Genomic DNA, 23,457 nt, shown 5'->3' with positions numbered 1-23,457 from the left:
CCCCGGAACGTCATAAGCCGCTTGCACTCTTATGCGCAAGGCTGGACGCTTGGCGGCCAACCCATAACGGTTACGGGAGGTCGATGAACGATGTACCACGGGGAACGATTCAACGCCTGGAGCCATTTGCTCGGTGCAATCGCGGCGTTTGTAGGCGCAGTGTGGATGTTGGTGGTGGCGAGCCTGGATGGCAGTCCCTGGAAGATCGTGAGCGTGGCAATTTATGGTTTTACGCTGCTGGTGTTGTACAGCGCGTCCACCGTGTATCACAGCGTGCAGGGCCGCCGTAAAGAAATCATGCAGAAGGTTGATCACTTTTCGATCTACCTGTTGATCGCCGGCAGTTACACGCCGTTTTGTCTGGTGACCTTGAGAGGGCCGTGGGGCTGGACGCTGTTCGGCATCGTGTGGGGGCTGGCGGTGATCGGCATCCTGCAAGAGATCAAGCCGCGCTCCGAGGCGCGCATCCTGTCGATCGTGATTTATGCGGTGATGGGCTGGATTGTGCTGGTGGCGGTCAAGCCGCTGATCGCCGCGCTGGGCACGGCAGGGTTTACCTGGCTGGCGGCGGGCGGGGTGTTGTACACCGTCGGCATCATCTTTTTTGCGTTGGAGGACCGCCTGCGGCACTCCCATGGGATCTGGCATTTGTTTGTGATTGGCGGCAGCCTGCTGCACTTTGTGGCGATCATGCATTACGTGCTGTAACCCTGTGGGAGCTGGCTTGCCTGCGATTGCGGTGTTTCAGTCAATAACCTTGTGACTGACACTCCCTCATCGCAGGCAAGCCAGCTCCCACATTTGATCATCGGTACGCTGTTAGAGCCGTTCCAGCAGCTCTCGGGCGCGGTGGCCGAAAATCTCCAGCAGATTAGCCAACATATGCGGCGGCGGTTCATCGGCGCGGGTCAGGGCGTACAGCGTGATCGGCAGCGGCGGAGTGAGCGTGCGGATGCAGGTGGTGGCGGTCGAAGCACCGAGCGCGGTGAAGGGGTCGATCACCGTAAGGCCGGCGCCGGATTCCACCATCGCACGGGCCAGGGAGTAGGTTTGTACGGAGATCGTCACCCTTGGCGGCGGATCGACGTTTTCCAGGTAGCTGTCGAGTTTAGCCGCCAGCGGGTCGGCGCTGGAAAGACCTATCAGCAGCGTACCCGCCAGATCAGCCAGGGGCAGTGGGCTGCTCAGCTCCGCATCAGACCAATAGCCTTTGGACGCCAATGCCACCAACACCCCGTTGGCCAGCACTTGCGTGGTCAGCCCTGGATGGCCGGAAAAGTTGAGGGTTAGCGCCAGGTCAATCTCACGCATCAGCAGCTTCTGCACCAGCTCGCGGCTGTGGTCGCTGGACAACTCACAGGCCATGTCCGGGTAATCGCGCTTCCACTCAAGAATGGCTGGCGGCAGCAGCGACAAGGCCAACGCCGGGATCGCGCCGATGCGCACACTCTGGCCCGGTGCACGGCGCAAACTCTTGGCCAGGCGCCGCACGCCTTGCAGGCTTTCTGTGACTTTTTCCACTTCGCTTTCCAGCGCCAGGGCTTCCGGCGTGGGCTGCAACTTGCCGCGCACGCGCAGAAATAGCGGGAAGCCCAGCTGCAATTCGGCGTGCTGCAACACCTTGGTCACCGCCGGTTGCGACACATGCAGCAGTTGCGCGGCGGCGCTGACGGAGCCGGTCTGGCGGATGGCCTGGAAGATTTCGATATGACGCAAACGCATGGCAAGTCCATAACCTTTGTTTATGGGTGACCCATCTTTATTCATTGTCGGTGGCCTGTCACCTGCCCCTAGGCTTGTGGCTTCTTGATTCAGCGGCGGGCGGCGGGAATGGTGCACATCATTGGGGGTGGGGTGATTGGTCTGGCGAGCGCGTATGCGTTGGTGCGTGCGGGCCACGAGGTGACGGTGATCGACGCACGCGAGACCCTGGGCAGTGAAACCAGCTTTGCCAATGGCGGGCAGTTGTCCTATCGCTACGTGGCGCCGCTGGCCGATGCCGGCGTGCCGCTTCAGGCCATCGGTTGGCTGTTGCGCGGTGACTCGCCGTTAAAGCTGCGCCCACGCCTCGACCCTCAGCAATGGCGCTGGATGGCCGCGTTCCTCGGTGCATGCCGTAGCTCGGTGAACAAACGCAATGCCGCCCACCTGCTGCGACTTGCCTCCCTGAGCCAGGACACGTTGCAGCAATGGCGCGAGGATGATCACCTGGACGGCTTCGACTGGCGGCGCAACGGCAAACTGGTCACCTTCCGCAACGCCAGCTCCTTTGCGCATGCCCGCAGCAAGGTCACCGATATCCTTCAACAGCAGGTGCTGTCGGCCGCCGATTGCGCACGCCTGGAGCCGGCGCTGGCGGGCGGTGGTTTTGTCGGCGGGATCTACACGCCGAATGAGGAGGTGGCTGATTGTCATGCTTTCTGCCAGCGCTTGGCGGCGCGCCTGGAAGCGTCCGGCCGCTGCCACTTTTTGCTGGGGCGCAAAGTCACCGGCATTCGCCACGCTGACGGTGTGGTGCAGGCTATCGAACTGGGCGCTGAGGTGGTGCCGGTCGAGCATCTGGTACTGGCGGCCGGCTATCGCAGCGCCGAGTTGGGTGTGTCGCTGCCGCTGTACCCGCTCAAGGGTTACAGCCTCAGTGTGCCGATTGGCGCGCAGCACCAGGCGCCGAACGTGAGCATTACCGACTACGACCGCAAGATCGTCTATGCGCGCATCGGCGAACAACTGCGGGTGGCGGCCATGGTGGACATCGTCGGCTTCGACGCCAGCCTTGAACCCAAGCGCCTGGCGCTGATGAAACGCCAGGCACTGGAGACATTTGCGCAGGCCGGCGATTACGCCCATGCGGTGGAGTGGGCGGGTATGCGCCCGGCCACCCCCACTGGCGTGCCGCTGATTGGTGCCAGTGTGTATCGCAACCTGTGGCTGAACCTGGGCCACGGCGCCCTTGGTTTTACCCTGGCCTGCGGCAGCGGCCAGTTGCTGGCTGAGTTGATTGGGCAACACGCGCCTTCCATTGATATGCAGGGCCTTGCGCCCCGCGCCGCATGAGGATGTATGGATGACCATCAGCCGAATCCGCAGCAATGAGCGCCTCTCGGGCGCAGTGACCTTCAAGGACCTGGTGTTCCTCTCGGGCCAGGTGCCCGGTGATGGCAAGGACGTGGCGACACAAACCCAGGAGGTGCTGACCAGGATCGATGCGCTGCTGGCCCAGGCGGGCAGCGATAAGGATCATCTGCTCAACGCAACGATCTATTTGAAAGATATCGGCAGCGGTTTTGCACCGATGAACGAGGTGTGGTCCGCCTGGCTGTCACCGGGCATGGCGCCGACGCGCACGACCCTTCAAGCGGAACTGGCGCGGCCGAGTGTGCTGGTGGAAATCAGCGTGATTGCTGTACGTAAATAATCGAAAAACCAACGGAGAATAACAATGAAAAAAATCCTGTTGACCGGCTGCACCCTGGCGCTTTTGCTGGGCGCACAAGCCCATGCGAACCAAGCGCCGTTGGACGGCACGCTGGGCAAGATCGCTAACGCCAAGTCCATCACTTTGGGCTATCGCGATGCGTCGGTGCCGTTTTCCTACGTGGGGGATAACAGTGGCAAGCCCATGGGCTACTCGGTGGAGCGGGCAGATAAGATCGTCGAGCGCATTCAGCAGAAAATCGGGGAGGGCACGCTCAATGTGAAGTACAACCTGGTGACCTCCCAAACCCGTATCCCGCTGGTGCAGAACGGCACTGTCGACCTGGAATGCGGTTCTACCGGGGTGACGGCCGAGCGGCAGAAGCAGGTGGCGTTTTCCTACGGGTTTATCTATGTGAAGGGGCAATTGCTGACCGCCAAGGACAGTGGTATCCAAGGCTTTGCTGATCTTGCGGGCAAGAACGTGGTGACCACCGCGGGTACCACCAACGAGCGTTTCCTCAAAAGCTACAACGCCGAGCACAAGGCCAATATGTTCGTGATCAGCGCCAAGGACCATGGCGAAGCCTTCAAGATGCTAGAGACCGGCCGTGCAGCGGCGTTCTATATGGATGACGCGTTGCTTTACGGCGAGCGCGCCAAGGCCAAGGACCCGCACAATTGGGTGGTGGTGGGGGAGGAGCAGTCGCGGGAAATCTACAGCTGCATGGTGCGCAAGGACGACCCGCAGTTTCTTGCAGTGGTCAACGAGACACTTGGCGACCTTTATCGCAGTGGGGAGATCAACGGGATTTACCAGCGCTGGTTTGAGTCCCCCATTCCGCCCAAGGGCTTGAACCTGGAATTCCCGATGACCAGTGAGTTGAAGGCGATTATTGCCAAGCCAGTCAGCGACCCGGTGGAGTGATGTAATGGCGTGGTAACCCATTCCAAATGTGGGAGCTGGCAAGCCAGCTCCCACAGTTTTGATTGGGGTTGCAACGGAAGAGGTTTAAAAATCGCCCCAGAGTTGTTGGGCCACACTCAGCGCGACTACCGGCGCCGTTTCGGTACGCAACACCCGCGGCCCCAGACGGGCGGCGTGGTAGCCGGCCGCTTGCGCGGTTTCGACTTCCTGGTCGGTCAGCCCACCCTCAGGCCCGATCAAGAAGGCCAGGCTCGAGGGCTTGGCATGGCTGACCATCGGCTCGGCCACCGGGTGCAGCACCAGCTTCAAATCCGCCTCGGTCTGTTTCAACCAGTCCGCCAGCAACAGTGGCGGGTGAATCACCGGCACCGTTGAGCGACCACATTGCTCGCAGGCGCTGATGGCCACCTGGCGCCAGTGCAGCAGGCGTTTGTCGGCGCGTTCATCCTTGAGGCGTACTTCGCAGCGGTCGCTGAAAATCGGCGTGATCGCATTAACGCCCAGTTCGGTGGCTTTCTGAATTGCCCAATCCATACGCTCGCCCCGGGACAGGCCCTGGCCCAGGTGGATATGCAGCGGTGATTCGGTCTGGCCAGCGAAGCACTCCGTGAGTTGCACGGTGACGCGTTTCTTACCGACTTCCAGCAAGCTGCCGAGGAACTCCTGGCCGGAGCCGTCGAACAGTTGCACGGCATCGCCTTCGCCCATGCGCAGCACGCGGCTGATGTAATGCGCCTGGGCTTCGGGTAATTCGTGGTCGCCGAGGCTCAGCGGGGTGTCGGTGAAAAAGCGGGACAGTCTCATTTCTGTTCTCTGGAAAGGTGGGTTAGGCAATCAACCTGGATCGCGGAAGCCTGGGTGGAAGTCTTTTGGCACAGCGACACTGACGTTGCTATTGGTGGCGATGTCGATCCCTTCACTGGCGACTTCAGCCAGGAAGTCGATCTGCTCCGGCGTAATCACGTACGGCGGCAGGAAATACACTACGCTGCCTAATGGTCGCAACAGGGCGCCACGTTCCAGGGCGTGCTCGAACACCTTCAAGCCACGGCGCTCCTGCCACGGGTAGGCGGTCTTGGTGGCTTTGTCCTGGACCATCTCGATGGCCAGCACCATGCCGGTCTGGCGCACTTCCGAGACGTGAGGGTGGTCCACCAGGTGCGCGGTGGCGGTCGCCATGCGCTGGGCCAGGGCCTTGTTGTTTTCGATGACGTTGTCTTCTTCGAAAATATCCAGCGTCGCCAACGCCGCCGCGCACGCCAGCGGATTGCCGGTGTAGCTGTGGGAGTGCAGGAACGCGCGCAATGTCGGGTAGTCGTCGTAGAAGGCGTCGTACACGTCATCGGTGGTGACCACGGCGGCCAACGGCAGGTAACCACCCGTGAGCGCTTTGGACAAGCACAGGAAGTCCGGGCGGATACCGGCCTGCTCACAGGCGAACATCGTTCCGGTGCGGCCGAAGCCCACGGCGATTTCATCGTGGATCAGGTGCACGCCGTAGCGGTCGCAGGCTTCGCGCAGCAGCTTGAGGTACACCGGGTGGTACATGCGCATGCCGCCGGCGCCCTGGATCAGCGGTTCGACGATGACGGCGGCGACGGTGTCGTGGTTGTCCGCCAGGGTCTGTTCCATGGCCAGGAACATGTTGCGCGAGTGTTCTTCCCAGCTCATGCCCTCGGGGCGCAGGTAGCAATCCGGGCTGGGCACCTTGATGGTGTCGAGCAGCAGCGCCTTGTAGGTCTCGGTAAACAGCGGCACGTCGCCCACCGACATCGCGGCGATGGTTTCGCCGTGGTAGCTGTTGGTCAGGGTGACGAAACGCTTTTTGTCAGGCAGGCCGCGGTTGAGCCAATAGTGGAAGCTCATTTTCAGCGCGACTTCGATACACGACGAACCATTGTCGGCATAGAAGCAGCGTGTCAGGCCTTCAGGCGTCATCTGCACCAGGCGTTCGGACAGCTCGATCACCGGCTGGTGGCTGAAACCGGCGAGGATCACGTGCTCCAACTGATCGACCTGGTCTTTGATGCGCTGGTTGATGCGTGGGTTGGCGTGGCCGAACACATTGACCCACCAGGAACTGACGGCATCGAGGTAGCGCTTGCCTTCGAAGTCTTCCAGCCAAACCCCTTCACCGCGCTTGATCGGGATCAGCGGCAATTGCTGATGGTCTTTCATCTGGGTGCAGGGATGCCAAAGCACCGCAAGGTCGCGTTGCATCCACTGGTTGTTCAAGCCCATCGGTTATCTCCTCGAAGCGGTCCTGCGGCTGGCGCAGGTAAAACAATCGCGCAAGCCTATGCAATGGGCGGCTGTGTCACAAGACATTACCTGTGAATTGGTTGTAAACGCAGGACGGTCTGTCACGTTTCTTCTGGATAGTCCTTAATCCGTTGTTAATTTACTCTTCATACCCTCAAGATCGTATTTCTCGATATTTCAAAGCAGGATTTTCCGCTTTAATTCGATAGGTAAATCGCTAGTCTTGGGCGCAGCTATTACGGGATTAAGTACATGCAGTTACGCAATTCACCGGCCCGCTATGGCTGGGTCAGCATCGTTTTGCACTGGGGCGTGGCCTTGGTGGTGTTCGGCCTGTTCGCTCTGGGCTTGTGGATGGTCGGCCTCGACTACTACAGCGCCTGGCGCAAAGAGGCTCCGGACCTGCACAAGAGCATTGGCATCACGCTATTCGCAATCATGCTGGTGCGTATCGTCTGGCGCTTGGTCAGCCCACCACCACCACCGTTGACCAGCTACAGCCGCATGACGCGTATGGGTGCCGCGTTTGGCCACGCGTTCCTGTATCTCGGGTTGTTTGCCGTGATGATCGCCGGTTACCTGATTTCCACCGCAGACGGTGTCGGTATCCCGGTGTTTGGCCTGTTTGAGATTCCTGCCGTGGTTTCCGGGCTACCGGACCAGGCAGATAACGCCGGCTTGGTACACCTGTACCTCGCTTGGGTGTTGGTGGTCTTCGCCGGTTTGCATGGCGTGGCTGCGTTGAAACACCACTTTATCGATCGTGATGTGACCCTCACGCGAATGCTGGGGCGCAAAGCCTGATGTTCAACCTCGACTCACAAGGAATAGAAAGCATGTTGAAAAAGACCCTCGCCGCTCTGGCAATCGGTACTGCCCTGCTGTCCGCAGGCCAGGTGATGGCTGCTGACTACAAGATCGACAAGGAAGGCCAGCACGCCTTCATCGACTGGAAAATCAGCCACCTGGGCTACAGCTACATTCACGGCACCTTCAAGGATTGGGACGGTACGTTCAGCTGGGATGCCGCCAAGCCAGAGGCCAGCAAAATCGCGGTCGACGTGAAAACCGCCAGCCTGTGGTCGAACCACGCAGAGCGTGACAAGCACATCGCCAGCAAAGACTTCCTGGACGTTGCCAAGTTCGCCGACGCCAAGTTCGTCTCCACCGCTGTTAAGTCCACCGGCGCGAAAACCGCTGACGTGACGGGCGACCTGACTTTCCACGGCGTGACCAAGCCTGTGACCTTCAAGGCCACGTTCAACGGCGAAGGCAAGGATCCGTGGGGCGGCGAACGTGCTGGCTTCAACGCCACCACCACGCTGAACCTGAACGACTTCGGGATCAAAGGCCCAGGCCCGACTTCCCAGACGGCAGACCTGGAAATTTCGCTGGAAGGTGTTAAGCAGAAGTAATTTCTGCCTGCACAAAAAAAACCGGATCTCAGTATCCGGTTTTTTTATGCCTGGAATGTGGTCAGTGTGAGAGCTGGCTTGCCTGCGATACCGCTATCGCAGCATAGGTATCTACACATTTTCAATGTGAGAGTGCGTAGCAGCTGTCGAGCCCCGGCGAGGCTGCGTTGGCGGCCTGTCTGACACACCGCTGACGCAGCCTCGCCAGGGCTCGACAGCTGCTACGCAGAGGGCTCGTTCTAGACGTGGAGATACCTATGGTTATCGCAGGCAAGCCAGCTCTCACAGAAAGGCACATTCGATTTATGTGACGTCCAAAAAAATGCCCCGTATCTTTCGATGCAGGGCATTTTTTATGAGGCTTTGAAAATCAGCGGTTGCGAGTCAGCAGCGCTGGTTTTTCACCACGAGGGCGGCCTGGCAGTTGATCCAACTGCTCAGGTGTCGGGAAGCGATCCGCTTTCGACTCCTTGTGGATGATCTTCGGCGCCGGGCCACCGCGCGGGTTCTGCACGGCTGGTTCGGACGAGCGAGGCTGGTCGTCACGGGCTGGGCGGCGGTTGTTGCTGCGCGAGTCTTCGCGACGGGCTTGACCGTCACGCGGTGCGCCATTGCGCGGGCCGCTGCGCTTGGCAGGTGGCGTGCCGGTGGTACCGCCGCTGCTGTTGCGCGGGCCGTTCTGACGACCGCCCTGAGGCTGGCCGCCACGTGGTGCGCCGGTACCTGCGCCCTGTGCCGGAGCACCTGGGCGACGGCCACGACCTTGGGCGGGTTTTGCCTGAGGTACGTAGTCAGCGCGGTTACCGAAGTTATCGATATCGTCGTCAAGGAACTCGTCCGGGGCGCGATCGGCAGCGGCGCGTGGCGGCTGGCTCGGCTGGCGCTGTTCGCGGGCCGGGGTACCTTCACGGGGCTTTTGCTCGCGGGCTGGGCGCTCGCCACGGCCGTTGGTTGGCGCTTTTTCCTTGCCGCCTTTGTCTTTGCCCTTGTCGCGACGACCACCGCCACCGCCGCCGCCGTTCGGGCCATCGCCCTTCGGACCGCGAGGGTTGCGTGGGTTACGCACGTCTGGGCGCTCGCGCGCTTCAGGCTTTTCAGCCTCCACGGCGCTGGAATCGAAGCCCATCAGGTCGCCGTCGGCGATTTTCTGCTTGGTCATGCGTTCGATGCTTTTCAGCAGTTTTTCTTCGTCCGGTGCAACCAGGGAAATGGCTTCACCCGAGCGACCGGCGCGGCCGGTACGGCCGATACGGTGCACGTAGTCTTCGTCGACGTTTGGCAGCTCGAAGTTGACCACGTGTGGCAACTGGTCGATATCCAGGCCGCGAGCGGCGATATCGGTGGCAACCAGGATGCGTACGCTACCGGCCTTGAAGTCGGCCAGGGCTTTGGTGCGCGCGTTCTGGCTCTTGTTGCCGTGGATGGCGACGGCGGTGAGGCCGTGCTTGTCCAGGTACTCGGCCAGACGGTTGGCGCCGTGCTTGGTGCGGGTGAACACCAGCACCTGTTCCCACGCGCCGGCGGTGATCAGGTGGGCAAGCAGCGAACGCTTGTGGCTGGCGGCCAGGCGGAATACGCGTTGCTCGATACGCTCGACCGTGGTGTTCGGCGGCGTGACTTCGATGCGCTCCGGGTTGTGCAGCAACTTGCCGGCCAGGGCGGTGATGTCCTGGGAGAACGTTGCCGAGAACAGCAGGTTCTGACGTTTGGCCGGCAGGCGGGCGAGGACCTTTTTCACGTCATGGACAAAGCCCATGTCGAGCATGCGGTCGGCTTCGTCCAGCACAAGGATTTCCACGTGGGACAAATCGACGCTGCCTTGGCCGCACAGGTCGAGCAAACGACCCGGGCACGCCACCAGCACGTCTACACCACGGGACATGGCCTGAACCTGTGGGTTCATGCCAACGCCGCCGAAGATGCAGGCACTGACGAACTTCAAGTCGCGGGCATACAGCTTGAAGCTGTCGTGCACCTGGGCGGCGAGTTCGCGGGTTGGGGTCAGGACCAGTACGCGCGGTTGGCGCGGGCCGTGACGCTGGGATTTGTCCGGGTGACCGTTGGGGAACAACCGCTCCAGAATCGGGAGGGCGAAACCGCCGGTTTTACCAGTACCTGTCTGAGCCGCAACCATCAGGTCGCGACCTTGCAACACGGCGGGAATGGCCCGCTGTTGCACCGGAGTAGGCTCGGTATAGCCCGCTGCCTCGATGGCGCGGACTAAAGCCTCGGAGAGACCGAGGGAAGCAAAGGACATGAGTAATCCTGTTTTAGTTAGGGCTTGGCCCAAAGGGATAATCTTGCCGGGCGTGAATGGCGCTTAGGGGAGCGCAATCCCGTCCGGTCCTGCTGCGTCTGGCGGGCACTCCACCGGCTCGCGCGGGCTGAAAGCTGCGCAGTAGCGGGGTTGGGTGCCTTTTTCAAGACCTCAGCGGCCGGGCGTAAGCCTGGCGGAAAGGCCGGAGTATAACAGAGCAATCACTGCGCGCTGCTTTCCTGCTGCTCAACGGTGTGTACAGACCCCGTAATCGCTTGGATTCCACCATATTTTGCACTCAAGGCGGTGTAGGCCGGCTCTTGTTTGAAGCGTTTAAGTTCTGCGGCGAAGCGTTGTACCAGCAGGTCCATGCCCGCGCCACGGCGCACGGCGAGGTACTGCTGCTGGCGGCTGACCACTGCCGGCGCCTGGCTGACCTTGCCCTCGAGGCCCAGTGCCTTGATCACATGCTGACCCACCCGGCGATCGGTAATCAGCAGATCGATGCGCCCGAGCATCAATTTGCCGAAGTTGGCCTCATGACTTGGGGCTGCTTCGCGGTTGAACAGGGTCGAATCGCTGAATTCTGCGCCGTACAGGTAGCCCGGTGACGTACCGACGGTAAGGCCGCGCAGCGCTTCGAGGCTTTCGGCGGGATGAGGGCGCTCATTGGCGTAGAACAGCACGAACTCCACCTCCGACAGCGGTTCGCTGGGGTAGAGCAGCAAGGCGTCGCGCTCATGGCTGTGGAAAATGTCCAAGGCGCCATCGGCCTGTCCCTGGTCCAGCATCGCCAGGCAGCGCTTCCAGGGCAGGAATTGCCATTGCACCTCGACCCCCAGGCGCTGGAACACGATGACTGTGGTTTCGTAGTCCAGCCCCTGCATGCTGCCGTGTTCCTCATACACGTAGGGTGCCCAGGGCTCGGTCACAATGCGCAATTTCTCGCCATAAGCGGCCAGACTCAGGCAAGTAAAAAGGGCAGCGGTCGCAAGCTTCAAAATGATGGACATGCCCTGAGGTTACGACGCTCCTGCATTAAAGAGAAGCTCTGGCACACGCATCTGCGGACGCTGCTATTTGGCCTCTGAGGTCATCAGGTGTTCGTAGATGGCCGCGCGCCGCTTGCCAAGTATCAAGCGCACCAGGGGGTTGGCGAACCAGTGCTCCAGTTGGTGCGCGTCGACCGGGCATTTCTGGCGTTCTTCCTGATTTTGCAGGGCCTTGTCCCACCACACCGGGCCGCACGCCTGGTCGAATTCGTTTTCGTGCTCGTAGCAGCCGTAGAGAATCTCGCGGATGAACTGCTGCTTACGCTTGGGCAAAGCCAGGGTGATCAGCTTGTACATTTGGCGTTGCAGGCGCGGCGGGCGTGGCAGGTGGGCGGATACCTTGCGGGTATCGGCCAGTGCCACGGCGCTGGTGGGGGCGGCGGCGTGCTTGGCGACCCACGCCAGGACCTTGGCACGGAACAGCTGTTTGCGGCTCCAGTAATGATGGATCAGGTCCGGGCATTGGCGTACGTTGAGCGCACGGTACGCGGCCACCGACAGGCAGAACTCTTCCAAGGTGTAGGCGCCGCGGGCCATCGGGAACAGCTCGTCCATCAGCGCGATCGAGCGGTCAAGGAGGTACGCATCCTGCCGGGCCATGCCCATGACGCCGGAGTTGAGCAGCCACATCTCATCGTCGGCTGCGCCTTGTTCTGCGAGGTGTTTGGCCAGGGTTTCATACAGCACGCTTTCGCGGTTATCGCCGTACTTGGCGTGGAAGGCGTTGCACAACAAGGTGCCGGGTGCGACGCGTTCGAACAGCGCCATGGGCGAGTCGTGGAAAAACGTGTCGGTGTCGATCAACAGCGCCTGTTCCGCCGTTTCCAGTACCTGGCGCAGCAGCACATGCTTGGTTCGAAAGTGGTAGCCGTGGGGCTCGCTCCACTGTTTGCGCGTGGCTTCGTCCAGTGTGCGGACCTGCACCGGCAAGCCCACGTAGGGCGCCGGGTTGTCGCTGAACACCTGAATGTCCAGCGGCATGTCCTGGGCACCGCCCAAATGAGACAGCGCGCTGGCGATGCTGAATACGGCTTCCTGATGGTAGGTCTCGGCGCCGAATACCAGGTAAACCAACTGCGGGCGAGGTGTCGGGGACGCTGTATTCATTTACTGCGGGCTTCCATTCCAAGGATGTTTGAACAAAAAAAGCCCCCGTATGAACGAGGGCCTGGATGCTACTCAAACGACCTCAGCGCGGCAGCTTGAGGTTGTTCCAGATCGCAAGGCTCGGCTCAGCCTGGTTAAGGGTATAGAAGTGCAAGCCTGGCGCGCCACCTTGCAACAAATCTTCACACATATTGGTGATGACCTGTTCGCCGAACGCCTGGATGCTCTTGACGTCGTCGCCATAGGCTTCCAGTTGTTTGCGCACCCAGCGTGGAATCTCGGCACCGCAGGCGTCAGAGAAGCGCGCCAGCTTGCTGTAGTTGGTGATCGGCATGATGCCCGGCACGATCGGGATGTTCACACCCATGGCCTGTACCCGCTCGACGAAGTAGAAGTAGCTGTCGGCGTTGAAGAAGTACTGGGTGATTGCGCTATTGGCACCGGCGTTCGCTTTACGGACGAAGTTTTGCAGATCGTCTTCGAAATTGCGTGCCTGCGGGTGCATCTCCGGATAAGCCGCCACTTCGACATGGAAGTGATCGCCGGTTTCTTCACGAATGAAGCTCACCAGGTCATTGGCGTAGCGCAGCTCACCGCTGGCCATGCCCATGCCGGACGGCAGGTCGCCACGCAGGGCAACGATGCGCTTGATGCCGGCTGCCTTGTATTGGGTCAGCAGGCCGCGCAGGTCGCTCTTGCTGTCGCCCACGCACGACAAGTGCGGCGCGGCGGGAACTTTGACTTGGCTTTCCAGCTGCAACACGGTGTTGATCGTGCGATCACGGGTCGAGCCACCGGCGCCGTAGGTGCAGGAAAAGAAGTCGGGGTTGTAGCTGGCCAGCTGCGTAGCAGTCGCCATCAGTTTTTCATGCCCAGCATCGGTCTTGGTCGGGAAGAACTCGAAGCTGTAGCGACGGTCTTGGGACATGGTAATACCCTTTGAAACTCAGAAGGCCGACGGTGCCCCCCCTGTAGGAGCGAGCTTGATGTGGCGAGGGAGCAAGCTCCCTCGCCACAACAAGCCCGCCCCCAGCAAAGCAGGGGGCTGTGACTCAGTAGCGGTAAGCGTGCGGCTTGAACGGACCTTCAACGGTCACGCCGATGTAATCGGCCTGGGTCTTGGTCAGTTGAGTCACTACGCCGCCGAAGCCACGGACCATTTCCAGGGCCACTTCTTCGTCGAGTTTCTTCGGCAGTACTTCCACGGTCAGGCGCTCGGCTTTCTGGGCTGGCGACAGGTCGGCGTACTTCTGGCCGAACAGGAAGATCTGCGCCAGTACCTGGTTGGCGAACGAGCCGTCCATGATGCGGCTTGGGTGGCCGGTGGCGTTACCCAGGTTAACCAAACGGCCTTCGGCCAGCAGGATCAGGTAGTCATCGTTCTGCGGGTCGAAATCACCAGCGCCGGTACGGTGAACCTTGTGCACCTGCGGCTTCACTTCTTCCCATGCCCAGTTCTTGCGCATGAAAGCAGTGTCGATCTCGTTGTCGAAGTGACCGATGTTGCAGACAACGGCGCGCTTCTTCAGGGCTTTGAGCATGTTTGCGTCGCAAACATTCACGTTGCCGGTGGTGGTCACGATCAGGTCGATTTTGCCCAGCAGGGCTTTGTCGATGCTTGCTTCGGCGCCGTCATTGACGCCATCGATGAACGGCGAAACCACTTCGAAGCCGTCCATGCAGGCTTGCATGGCGCAGATCGGGTCAACTTCGGAGACTTTAACGATCATGCCTTCCTGGCGCAGGGACTGGGACGAACCTTTGCCCACGTCACCGTAGCCGATCACCAGGGCTTGCTTACCCGACAGCAGGTGGTCAGTGCCGCGCTTGATGGCATCGTTCAGGCTGTGACGGCAGCCGTACTTGTTGTCGTTCTTGCTCTTGGTCACCGAGTCGTTGACGTTGATGGCAGGGATTTTCAGCTCGCCCTTGGCCAGCATGTCCAGCAGGCGGTGTACGCCGGTGGTGGTTTCTTCGGTCACGCCGTGGACGCGGTCGAGGATCTGCGGGTACTTCTTGTGCAGCAGCTCGGTCAGGTCGCCGCCGTCGTCGAGGATCATGTTGGCATCCCAAGGCGCGCCATCTTTGAGGATGGTTTGCTCCAGGCACCACTCGTACTCTTCTTCGGTCTCGCCTTTCCAGGCGTAAACCGCGATACCGGCAGCAGCGATAGCGGCAGCGGCCTGGTCTTGAGTCGAGAAAATGTTGCAGGACGACCAACGCACTTCGGCACCCAGGGCTACCAGGGTTTCGATCAGCACGGCAGTCTGAATGGTCATGTGGATGCAGCCGAGGATCTTCGCGCCTTTGAGCGGTTGCTCAGCGGCGTACTTGCGACGCAGGCCCATCAGGGCAGGCATTTCGGATTCGGCGATAAAGGTTTCGCGACGGCCCCAGGCGGCGAGGGACATGTCGGCGACTTTGTAGTCGGTGAAATCTGCAGGCGTGTTGACAGCGCTCATGAAGAGCCTCCATTCGTAGTGTGCGAATGGGCGCCGTTGTGCGTTTAGTATCAGGCCGAATAAACCAGGCCGGACAACGCCCCATCCGAGCCTGACAGGTTGAACCTGCTGCAGCGCCCCTCGGACAGGTGGCGGGAGAACGGTATCAACCAGAGATGACCGTTTTGAAACGGAGGCGATTATAGCTGTGTGCGCCAGACTTCCCAAGCCTTTCTGTCGGCCATATGAAGATCGCTCATGGGGTTGATAGGCAATGGCTCATAGAGCTTGGGGGCGGGCTCTGCCATGATGTTGCCCATCATTTCGCAACACGCTTTGGAGTGACCATGAACTTCCACACCCGCAAATGGGTAAAACCCGAAGACCTCAACCCCAACGGCACCCTGTTCGGCGGCAGCCTGCTGCGCTGGATCGACGAAGAAGCGGCGATCTACGCCATTGTGCAATTGGGCAATCAGCGCGTCGTGACCAAGTACATCTCCGAAATCAACTTCGTCAGCGCCTCGCGCCAGGGCGACATTATTGAACTGGGCATCACCGCCACCGAGTTCGGCCGCACCTCCATCACCCTGACCTGTGAAGTGCGCAACAAGATCACCCGCAAAAGCATCCTGACGGTCGAGAAAATGGTCTTCGTCAACCTCGGTGAAGATGGGTTGCCTGCACCTCACGGCCGCACCGAGATCAAATACGTGAAGGATCAGTTTCAGGACGACAGCCTTCCCGAATAACCACGCCGCGGTTTGATTTGCTTTACCAAATCATTCCGCATGGATCGTTGCGCGGCGCGCTCATCACTCAGGACCACACCCTGTAGAGAGAGCCCGTGGATGAAAGTGTTTAATTCGATTGCGCAGATTCATCCCTCATTGGGTGAAGAGGGTCATTTCCCGCCCCATCAAGCTGAGAAGACGCCTCTGGTGGAGGGCGTTGGCGAGCGCAACCTGACGCTCCTGCGTGATAACCAGGGACGGGTAGAGGTGATTTTATCGGCACCGCCCGTCACGAGCTTGGTGCTCAGTGGTGGTGGGGCCAAGGGCATCGCTTTTTCGGGGGTGGTGCAGGCACTTGAGGACGTCGGACAGCTGCAAGGTATCCAATCGACCTCCGGCTCATCTGCCGGTGCGATTTCAGCGGCGCTGATTGCTAGCGGAATGGGGGCTGCGGCGTTCGACAGGTTGTCGGACAGCATCAATTTGCCAAGCCTGTTGAACAGCAAAGGTGCCGTGACAGCCTGGATGCAGGAGGTCAGTACGACACTTGGCAAACTCGCTGGCCACTTGCCCGGCTCCGTCGGCACTGTTTCTCAGTTGTTGATGACCTTGCTGCCCCGCTTCCAGACTGAAGCCTTGCCCCTGGAAGAATTGATCCGCAAAGAGACGCGCGAGTCGATTCTTGGCCACATCGCGCAAACCCCTCGGGAAACCCGGCCCGCCGAAGTCATCGACATTGCTGACAAACTGAGTGCCGGTGGCGCTCCCACGTTTGGTGATCTCGAGGTGTTGAGCCGGCATATTCCTGCGATCAAGCAACTCAATATCACCGGTACCGGCATGTTTGGCGGCCGCCCGCAGCTGGTGATGTTCAATGCCAGTCTGACCCCGCAGATGGACATCGCCAGGGCGGCGCATATTTCGGGTGCGCTGCCGGTGCTGTTCAAGAACCCGGTGGAGCAAGGTCATGGTTTCCAGGCGTCAGCTGAAACCACCGCGTTCAAAGACGGCGGCTTGCTGCTCAATACCCCGGCGCCAGGCGTGGTGGAACGGTTATTTCCTGATAGCCCCTTGAACAAATCTGAATCGTTGATCGTCAAGTTCGAGGCTGGCATCACTGATGCGCCAGTGCGCAGTGGCAGTTTTTTCAGCCGTGTGGCCGACCGCATTACAGGCGTTGCGCATTCGGCCGCTGGCGCCTTTCAAGACAAAAAGCTCGAAGCGTTTGCCGATCAGATTGTGACATTGCCCCTCAAGACCGAAAAAGGTGACTTTCGTGGCCTGCTCACGGGCACGGTCAACTTCACTATGCTGGATGAACAGAAGCAACACCTGCAGGCAAAGGCGCGTCAAGCGGTGGGGGCACATTTGGAACGTCGCACCACGGCACTTGAGCATCACGCGTTCCATTCGCTGGATGAGGCAGTGCTGGCCATGGATGATGAAATGCTCGCCAGTGTGCAACCGACACTGCACAAGGACCCGGCCGCTGCTGATGTCCTCATGTTTCGAAAGAGCGCGCAGCAGGTGTTGAAAACCCTGGATGACGCGATTGGCGAGGCCAATCAGTCACAGGTCGTGTTGGTGTTCACGCCGAAAATATCAACGGCATTGCGTAATCTGGATGCCCTCGCCCAACGGCCTGAGCAGATCGATTGGTTGGCGCGGCGCCTCAATGTTGCAGGCCAGCGCAATTTCCAGCAGTTGCTGCAAGTGGCGGCCAGGCAGATCGCAAGCGATGCGGTGCCGATGTCCAACGTCATCGGCGGCGCTGTCGCCGAGATGAAACTGCGTGATATAGCGATGAAGGCTGAGAACTTCACACGGGAAGTCATTTATCCCTCGTTGTTTCGGCCGGGCCAACCCGAGTCCAACGTGGAGCTGTTGTACCGCACAGCTCAAGACCTGGCGCGGGCAGACACGCCCGCCGAATTCAACCGGGTGCTCGATACCCTCAGTGACGGCTACAAAGCGCGTAACAAACCCTGGGACAAGGCGTCCAGTTCGACCACTGTGGAGATGGCCAAGGCCTGGCGTGTGCAGGTTTAGTTGCTTGGCCACTGAACAGCCACTGTGGCGGCGTGTCGTAGCTACAGGCACCCCTTGGACTCTGGATAATCATGGCCACTGACGAATCAGGCAAAACCGCTAATCTGTCGCAGGAAGAGCAGCAGGACGTCGACAAAAACCAGCCGCCCCGTGCGGCGGTGCTGCATGAAATCATCCGCACTCAGGGCGACCAGGAGCTGGAGCGTAATGTGGCTGCGTTGTGGTGGTCGGCGTTGGCTGCTGGCCTGACCATGGGCCTTTCATTGATGGCGATGGGGCTACTCAATTCGCGCCTGCCGGACGGCGAAGGATTCAAGGTTATTGCCAGCTTCGGCTACTGCGCGGGCTTCCTGGCGGTCATTTTGGCGCGCCAGCAACTGTTCACCGAAAACACGCTGACCGCCGTGCTGCCCGTGATGAGCAAGCCCACCCTCGGCAACGCGGGACGCCTGTTACGGTTATGGACCGTGGTGCTGGTGGGCAACCTGTGTGGCACTTTGCTGGTGGCTTACGTGATGTTGCACCTGCCGATCTTTGACACCAAGACCGACATGGCCTTCCTCGACATTGGGCGCAAGATCATGGAAAACGATGCCGGCCAGATGTTTGCCAAGGGCATCATTTCCGGCTGGATGATCGCCACCATGGTCTGGATGATCCCCTCCATGGAAAGCGCCAAGATGTTCATCATTATCCTGATCACCTATCTCATGGCGCTGGGGGACTTCACTCACATCGTCGTGGGTTCGGCAGAGGTCTCGTATCTGGTATTTGCAGGCGAGTTGCCGTGGAAGGATTTCTGGTTGGTGTTTGCCGGGCCGACCCTGGCCGGCAACATCATTGGTGGCAGCTTTATCTTTGCGCTGATCAGTCATGCGCAGATTCGCAGCGAAGGCAGCCTGCCGGGCAAGAAAGCTGCGGACCCTAGGCATCCGCAGCAGATCAACAAGGATCAGTGAGCGTCAGGCGTAGCCTGGGGCTCGTCCCGGGTTACGCGCTTGACCAGCTTGCCGATGCTCAAACCCTGCAACAGGATTGATGACAGCACCACGATGTAGGTGATGCTCAGCAGCAGGTCGCGCTCCGGGCCCAGCGGCAAGGCCAATGCCAGTGCCACGGAAACTCCGCCGCGCAAACCACCCCAGGTGAGGATGCGGATGGTGCCGCGTGGCACCGTGCGCCAGCGCCGCAGCAACAGGATCGCCGGGGCCACGGTCAACAGGCGTGACAACAGGATTGCCACCGCCAGCAAGCTGGCAGCGAACACGTGCAGCCAGTTGAAGGGCAGCAACAGCAGCTCCATGCCGATCAAGGCGAACAGCAGGGCGTTGAGCATGTCATCGAGCAATTCCCAAATTTTGCCATTCGCATTTTTTTGTCAGTTGTTCTGGGCGCCTGTAGAATAGACATTACAGCCAGCTCACCATGGATTTTGCAAGTGACAATCGTCAAAAAAGGATCGCCAATCGAAACCTATCCCTTCCGAGCTCTGGCGCCTGATGTGGTGGAGTTGTTTCGGCGTTGCGCTGAGCGTAGGAAGGTGCCGTCGACGACGACATTGAAGGTTCTCGAATGCTTTTGTGACATCACCAACCAGCCCTTGTCTTTCTTGAAGCTTTCGTCGTCAGAGCTGACCCACATCGTTGCGGGTTTTCAAGGAGCGCTGTTCGAACAGGATTTGGTCGGTACGTCTGACGTGACGCGCGCGAAGATTTCCGTTTATCTGCAAGACATTCTGCTCGAAGCACGTAATTACGTCCCTTCCATGCCGCCGACAGAATGTGGAAGTGGACTAAGAAAAAAATATAATGCGAAGTGGAAAAAAATACTTCTTGGGGTTGACCAGCGTAAAATTAAATATTGGACTGGATGGCCTGTAGAAAACCGTAAAGGCACCAAGTTGTATTGTCACTTTGCCAATATTCATAACAGTCATGGTCATGACTTTACATCCGGCCTGTATGAGCAGCTACGACTCCATATTTCAGGGTATGGAACTACGCAGTTAACTATGCCGAATAAGATGGCTGGTTTTCTGAGTCAGAATAGTGATTCCTGGCCTGAATACACGTTTAACGATTCGACAATGATTTACAATTTTTTCTGGGATTTTAGGGAAGGTTTTTTCATGAGTGGCGAGGCCCTGGGGCTGGATATCGACGCACAAATGAAGACCTGGAATAAGTATATTGGGTTCGTCGAGAAGATTTTCATTCTTCCAGGCATATGGGCCGAGCCATTGGGAGGGAAACTGCCGTTAGCACCTGCGAAGCGAATCGATGGTCAGTCGACTAATATCAGAAAAAATGATGATGGTGCGGAGGTGAAAGTTAAGCTCGTAATGGAAGTGCCATTACATCTTACTGAGTCTGAAGCTATTGAAATATTATTCATTTCCATATCTAATCGGCTGAAGATTATTGAAGGATGGGCCAAAGCTCAGATAGCAGATCTATATAGTAGGGTTCTTCGTCGTAAACAGCTCGCTGCGCAGGGAGAGTTGGTAGATACGACTAAACGTAAGAAGGGACACCTACTAATAATCCCCAATATTTGCTGTATTTTCGAGACCTACGGCTACGGAGAACCTTACAGCCACTACGCCTCCTTGTCAGTGGATACAAAAGATTCTCAGACTCCTGCTTCTGATTTAGCCAGCTATATGGGGATGCCACTGTCGGGGAGTCTAATGCCATTTAAGCTCCTAATTATTCTAAGGCATCCGATAATTACGTCAGAGTTTCTGGGTGATTTCGATCTTTGGAATAAGCAGGGGCAGAGATCTGGATATGTACTGGACGGGTCGGTATATAAGCTGGTGGGGTACAAGGATCGTAAGGGGGCAGGAAGGTCTGAACAAAAAATCACGCTAACCCCAGAAACTAAAGCTTTGGTCGACCAAATTATTGAGATCACTGCGCCCCTACGTGAGTATCTGAAATCACAGGGTGATCCCTCATGGAGGAAGCTGTTCATTACATGCGGTAACGCATTTTCACCGCCTGTCAAAAGCACCCTAACCCCGTGGTCGAGGTCGACACTTAAACCTGGTACGTATTTGAGAAATAATCTTTTAGCTCAGTTTCGTCCTCATACTGACATGCCTGAAGATGATCTCGTTAAGTTTTTGGCGATGGTGAGTGCGTCTTCCGTACGCGCATCCAGAGTAACCGAGATATTCATTAAGACGCATAGCGCTGAAACTACATCTCAGGCTTTAGGCCATGATAGCTACGATCCTAACCTCATGGATCACTATCTGCCCAAGGTGATTATCGATTTCCTGCATGAAAGGCGTATGCGAGTATTTAACAAGATCTTAATTTGTCATAGTCTTAAAGATAGCCCGTTTTTATTTCGGGCAAGCAATTTTTCAAGCGTGGCTGAATTAGACACTTTCCTAGTAAATCATGCTTTTGGAGATATCCCTGCGTATCTTCAAGATCCAGAGGGTCGTCATGAAAAGCTTGAGAACGACGGGACTGTATATGCGTTAGTGTCTGCCGATATTTTGAGCGTGCTGCTCTCGATAAAATTGGCTGTTGAACAAGCGCCACCCAATCAGAAGGTTAATGCTAAGGCAGTCTACTGGGCGAGTTACGCAGGCTTTCTTGAGGGAGAGATCAGTAAGCATCGAGATGTCACTTATCGGAGCGATCTACACAAGGCGTCACTAACAGCAAGCGCAACGTCAATGGAGAGGTTTGTTTATGAATGCTCCATCTAAACTTGGGTTCCTCAACGAGCCTCGCATGGCACCGGCAGAAGCGTTCCGTAAGGCTTCTTGGCTAACCACTGATTTTAATGCCTCCATCTGGAGCGTAAATTTCAACGGTGATCCTATCCTGCTCAACTGGAAGGTAGCCCTAGACAATAATTCATACCTCACCGATGACGAAAACTTAGATCTGTTGAACGGTCTTAAATACTCCCTTATTGGCGCCACGCGAAATAGCCTGGTTGAAATGGCCAACTCCCAAAGTGTTGAGACATTAAGGAGGAAATTTCACGCAGCGGTAGGTGTCATTGACTGTCTGCTAATTCACGCGACCGAGCTTAAACTTTTAAGTGCAGGGTTGGCAGGTTTGTCTGAAGGCGATATGAAATGGATACTGAACAAGCTGTCTTCAGAATCCTCCGTGGCCGAAGCGCTGTATGATTGGTCAGGGAAATTGTGTGAGTATGCTCAAGCCCTGTTGAATGAGATCCCAGGCGCGACGATATCTTCCATATTGGAAGAGAATCCATCGATGTTAGAGATAAGTTCTACTCAGCTCGAGTCTAACGAGCTTGATGTTTCCGTTGAAAATATTCCACGTATCCGGGCCGCTTTATATTATAAAGGCCACTACGACGGACATAGAGGTGCTGGCTATACGGTAAACTCCGTACGTATCTCAAACGAGATTTACAAAAATACGATCCGTGGCAGCATGGCCAAACCGAGGCATGAAATCCTCAGTTTCTATCCGCTTGGAGAATCCTATAAACGTGAGATGGAGGGGGTTAGGGTTACTTCTAGTTCGGGGAGTCTTATGACTGAGTCCCAGTACAGGCTGTTTTACAATTTCTTATACGGAATGGGTCTGCTTAAAAATCTTGGTATGCCAGGGCCTAGTGAGCGAGTCTTGGATGGAATCAAAGGTTACACGCCAGAGTTAGCCAAGCCTGGTCGCTTTGTGACAGTGCCTTCCGGCACTATTTTTAAGTTATTCAAAGGTGCTGTCGAGTTTCATTACGAGCTTGGCCCTCTCGTAGTTGAGGGGTTTTGCAGGTTGGCTCGATACTGTGACGAGCATGACAAGTCGCTTACAAGCCTAACAGATGAACAGGTTGTTTCAATTATTGGCAGTGATTTGGAGCGTCACGGCGTAACGAAGCTGGGGCTTGGCTGCAGAAATACAAGTGATGTCGATGGTAGTGGTCTTGAAAATCGCAAGGGAGCGAAAGAGGACTATTTTGAGCGACTAAGATCCAATGTAGGCCTGCTTGAGCTTGTCTATGTTTATATTGGTGTTATTCAATTTGTTGTTGGTTTGCTTATGGCGCGGCGAATCGATGAGCTTTTGCAGATCCCATCAGCACAAGCATTCGACTCCACGAGTACCTGGCTGATGTTTAGGAGAGAAAAGAGCACAACAAATACGTATGGTCTACGTAAGTATGATGCTAGGCCTATAGATCCCCTTGCGGTACAGATGCTTGCGCAATTAGTGCGGCTTCAAGAGGAGCTGATTGATGCGGGCTTCTCGGCTGAAGCTCCTACTATTTTCTCTGTTCCTTCTCTCCATGGAAGAAAGGTACTATATTCTGCCACGAAAACAAGCATGAATACCTGTTTCGACTTCCTTTGTGACTACTTCGAGAGTGAAGTTAATGAGGTAGGTCTTCGGTATTATGTCAGGCAACACCAGTTGCGCCGCGTGGCGGCTTTGTTATTTTTTCACGCGTATGGCAAAGGACGCATAGATACACTGCGTTGGATTCTCGGGCATAACGATATTGAGCACGCATGGAGGTACATTACAGATGCTACAGATGGCGCATCCCTCCGTGGGGCGGAGGCTCAAATTATTGCTGAGAAATTTTTTACTGGTGATGTGCATAACTATAAATCATTACGTGCGTTGATGAAGGAGCAGTTTGGAACGGATGATCTTCGCCTTGTAGATCAAGAATCCTTTGCAGAACATCTGGATCACTTAATGAGTAAAGGCATTGTCAAATTCGAACCCGTATTTGTTCTCGGAACTAATGGCAAAGAAATGCAGGTTCTTGTTCACGTCAAGGGTGCATAG

General features: G+C 57.5%; 19 protein-coding genes, 1 pseudogene and 1 riboswitch. Of the genes and pseudogenes, 11 read left to right on the top strand and 9 right to left on the bottom strand.

Annotated features, from left to right (window positions below):
• The first annotated feature begins 90 nt into the window (after positions 1-90).
• A complete protein-coding gene (locus tag JBO08_RS12170) occupies positions 91-708 on the top strand; it encodes a hemolysin III family protein (RefSeq protein WP_065880176.1) in 618 nt (205 codons plus the stop codon).
• A gap of 111 nt (positions 709-819) precedes the next feature.
• On the opposite strand, the gene JBO08_RS12165 is transcribed toward JBO08_RS12170, so the two are convergent.
• Complete coding sequence (locus tag JBO08_RS12165; RefSeq protein WP_065909983.1) at positions 820-1,722, bottom strand: LysR family transcriptional regulator; 903 nt, start codon at positions 1,720-1,722, stop codon at positions 820-822.
• 108 nt (positions 1,723-1,830) lie between these two features.
• Here JBO08_RS12165 and JBO08_RS12160 point away from each other — a divergent pair, with 108 nt between their 5' ends.
• From JBO08_RS12160 to JBO08_RS12150, 3 genes are read left to right on the top strand one after another with little or no spacing between them, the layout of a single operon-like run.
• Entirely contained in the window at positions 1,831-3,054 is a 1,224-nt protein-coding gene (locus JBO08_RS12160; protein ID WP_065909980.1) for a D-amino acid dehydrogenase, read from the top strand.
• Between the two features lie 10 nt (positions 3,055-3,064).
• Positions 3,065-3,415 (top strand): RidA family protein, encoded by a 351-nt coding sequence (locus JBO08_RS12155; protein WP_065909978.1) that lies wholly within the window; start codon positions 3,065-3,067, stop codon positions 3,413-3,415.
• Positions 3,416-3,439: 24 nt separating this feature from the next.
• A complete protein-coding gene (locus JBO08_RS12150; RefSeq protein WP_220074704.1) occupies positions 3,440-4,342 on the top strand; it encodes a transporter substrate-binding domain-containing protein in 903 nt (300 codons plus the stop codon).
• An 84-nt stretch (positions 4,343-4,426) separates the two neighbouring features.
• Here the strand turns inward: JBO08_RS12150 and JBO08_RS12145 are convergent, their stop codons facing one another.
• Both JBO08_RS12145 and JBO08_RS12140 read right to left on the bottom strand, forming a co-directional pair.
• A complete protein-coding gene (locus tag JBO08_RS12145) occupies positions 4,427-5,146 on the bottom strand; it encodes a 16S rRNA (uracil(1498)-N(3))-methyltransferase (RefSeq protein WP_065871918.1) in 720 nt (239 codons plus the stop codon).
• 30 nt (positions 5,147-5,176) lie between these two features.
• Positions 5,177-6,583: an adenosylmethionine--8-amino-7-oxononanoate transaminase gene (locus tag JBO08_RS12140; RefSeq protein WP_065880174.1), complete on the bottom strand. Its 1,407-nt coding sequence runs from the start codon at positions 6,581-6,583 to the stop codon at positions 5,177-5,179.
• 273 nt (positions 6,584-6,856) lie between these two features.
• Between JBO08_RS12140 and JBO08_RS12135 the strand changes: the two genes are divergently transcribed.
• Together JBO08_RS12135 and JBO08_RS12130 are read left to right on the top strand one after the other, a co-directional pair.
• Positions 6,857-7,408: a cytochrome b gene (locus JBO08_RS12135; protein WP_065871916.1), complete on the top strand. Its 552-nt coding sequence runs from the start codon at positions 6,857-6,859 to the stop codon at positions 7,406-7,408.
• Positions 7,409-7,440: 32 nt separating this feature from the next.
• The gene (locus JBO08_RS12130; RefSeq protein ID WP_049711142.1) at positions 7,441-8,019 is read left to right on the top strand and encodes a YceI family protein; all 579 of its coding nucleotides are present in this window, start codon (positions 7,441-7,443) and stop codon (positions 8,017-8,019) included.
• A gap of 370 nt (positions 8,020-8,389) precedes the next feature.
• Here the strand turns inward: JBO08_RS12130 and JBO08_RS12125 are convergent, their stop codons facing one another.
• The 5 genes from JBO08_RS12125 to ahcY form a co-directional block, all read right to left on the bottom strand.
• The gene (locus JBO08_RS12125; protein ID WP_065871915.1) at positions 8,390-10,276 is read right to left on the bottom strand and encodes a DEAD/DEAH box helicase; all 1,887 of its coding nucleotides are present in this window, start codon (positions 10,274-10,276) and stop codon (positions 8,390-8,392) included.
• Positions 10,277-10,497: 221 nt separating this feature from the next.
• Positions 10,498-11,289, bottom strand: a complete 792-nt coding sequence (locus tag JBO08_RS12120) for an ABC transporter substrate-binding protein (protein ID WP_065871914.1) — start codon at positions 11,287-11,289, stop codon at positions 10,498-10,500.
• A gap of 63 nt (positions 11,290-11,352) precedes the next feature.
• Positions 11,353-12,435, bottom strand: a complete 1,083-nt coding sequence (locus JBO08_RS12115; protein ID WP_065871913.1) for a hypothetical protein — start codon at positions 12,433-12,435, stop codon at positions 11,353-11,355.
• 82 nt (positions 12,436-12,517) lie between these two features.
• Positions 12,518-13,363, bottom strand: a complete 846-nt coding sequence (gene metF / locus JBO08_RS12110; protein ID WP_065871912.1) for a methylenetetrahydrofolate reductase [NAD(P)H] — start codon at positions 13,361-13,363, stop codon at positions 12,518-12,520.
• A 124-nt stretch (positions 13,364-13,487) separates the two neighbouring features.
• Positions 13,488-14,897, bottom strand: coding sequence for an adenosylhomocysteinase (gene ahcY / locus JBO08_RS12105; RefSeq protein WP_065871911.1), 1,410 nt, complete (start codon positions 14,895-14,897; stop codon positions 13,488-13,490).
• 21 nt (positions 14,898-14,918) lie between these two features.
• Positions 14,919-15,025, bottom strand: a riboswitch (S-adenosyl-L-homocysteine riboswitch).
• A gap of 198 nt (positions 15,026-15,223) precedes the next feature.
• Between ahcY and JBO08_RS12100 the strand changes: the two genes are divergently transcribed.
• The 3 genes from JBO08_RS12100 to JBO08_RS12090 all read left to right on the top strand — a co-directional run bounded on the left by JBO08_RS12100 (position 15,224) and on the right by JBO08_RS12090 (position 18,618).
• Positions 15,224-15,628, top strand: coding sequence for an acyl-CoA thioesterase (locus tag JBO08_RS12100; RefSeq protein WP_065871910.1), 405 nt, complete (start codon positions 15,224-15,226; stop codon positions 15,626-15,628).
• A gap of 99 nt (positions 15,629-15,727) precedes the next feature.
• Positions 15,728-17,659 (top strand): patatin-like phospholipase family protein, encoded by a 1,932-nt coding sequence (locus JBO08_RS12095; protein ID WP_065871909.1) that lies wholly within the window; start codon positions 15,728-15,730, stop codon positions 17,657-17,659.
• A 71-nt stretch (positions 17,660-17,730) separates the two neighbouring features.
• Entirely contained in the window at positions 17,731-18,618 is an 888-nt protein-coding gene (locus JBO08_RS12090) for a formate/nitrite transporter family protein (protein ID WP_065871908.1), read from the top strand.
• On the opposite strand, the pseudogene JBO08_RS12085 reads toward JBO08_RS12090, so the two are convergent.
• Positions 18,612-19,019 (bottom strand): annotated as a pseudogene (locus JBO08_RS12085) (cation:proton antiporter); the annotation flags it as partial. The gene JBO08_RS12090 and the pseudogene JBO08_RS12085 overlap by 7 nt on opposite strands.
• Positions 19,020-19,097: 78 nt before the next feature.
• Between JBO08_RS12085 and JBO08_RS12080 the strand changes: the two are divergent.
• Together JBO08_RS12080 and JBO08_RS12075 are read left to right on the top strand one after the other, a co-directional pair.
• On the top strand, positions 19,098-21,386 hold the full coding sequence (locus JBO08_RS12080) for a hypothetical protein (RefSeq protein WP_220074705.1): 2,289 nt from the start codon (positions 19,098-19,100) through the stop codon (positions 21,384-21,386).
• A complete protein-coding gene (locus JBO08_RS12075; protein WP_220074706.1) occupies positions 21,370-23,457 on the top strand; it encodes a hypothetical protein in 2,088 nt (695 codons plus the stop codon). The genes JBO08_RS12080 and JBO08_RS12075 overlap by 17 nt, the downstream gene beginning before the upstream one ends.

The organism is Pseudomonas sp. LAP_36, assembly GCF_019456785.1.
GTDB lineage: Bacteria > Pseudomonadota > Gammaproteobacteria > Pseudomonadales > Pseudomonadaceae > Aquipseudomonas > Aquipseudomonas tritici.
Note: the sequence above shows the minus strand (reverse complement) of the source record. Positions and strands in the feature narration are given on the sequence as shown.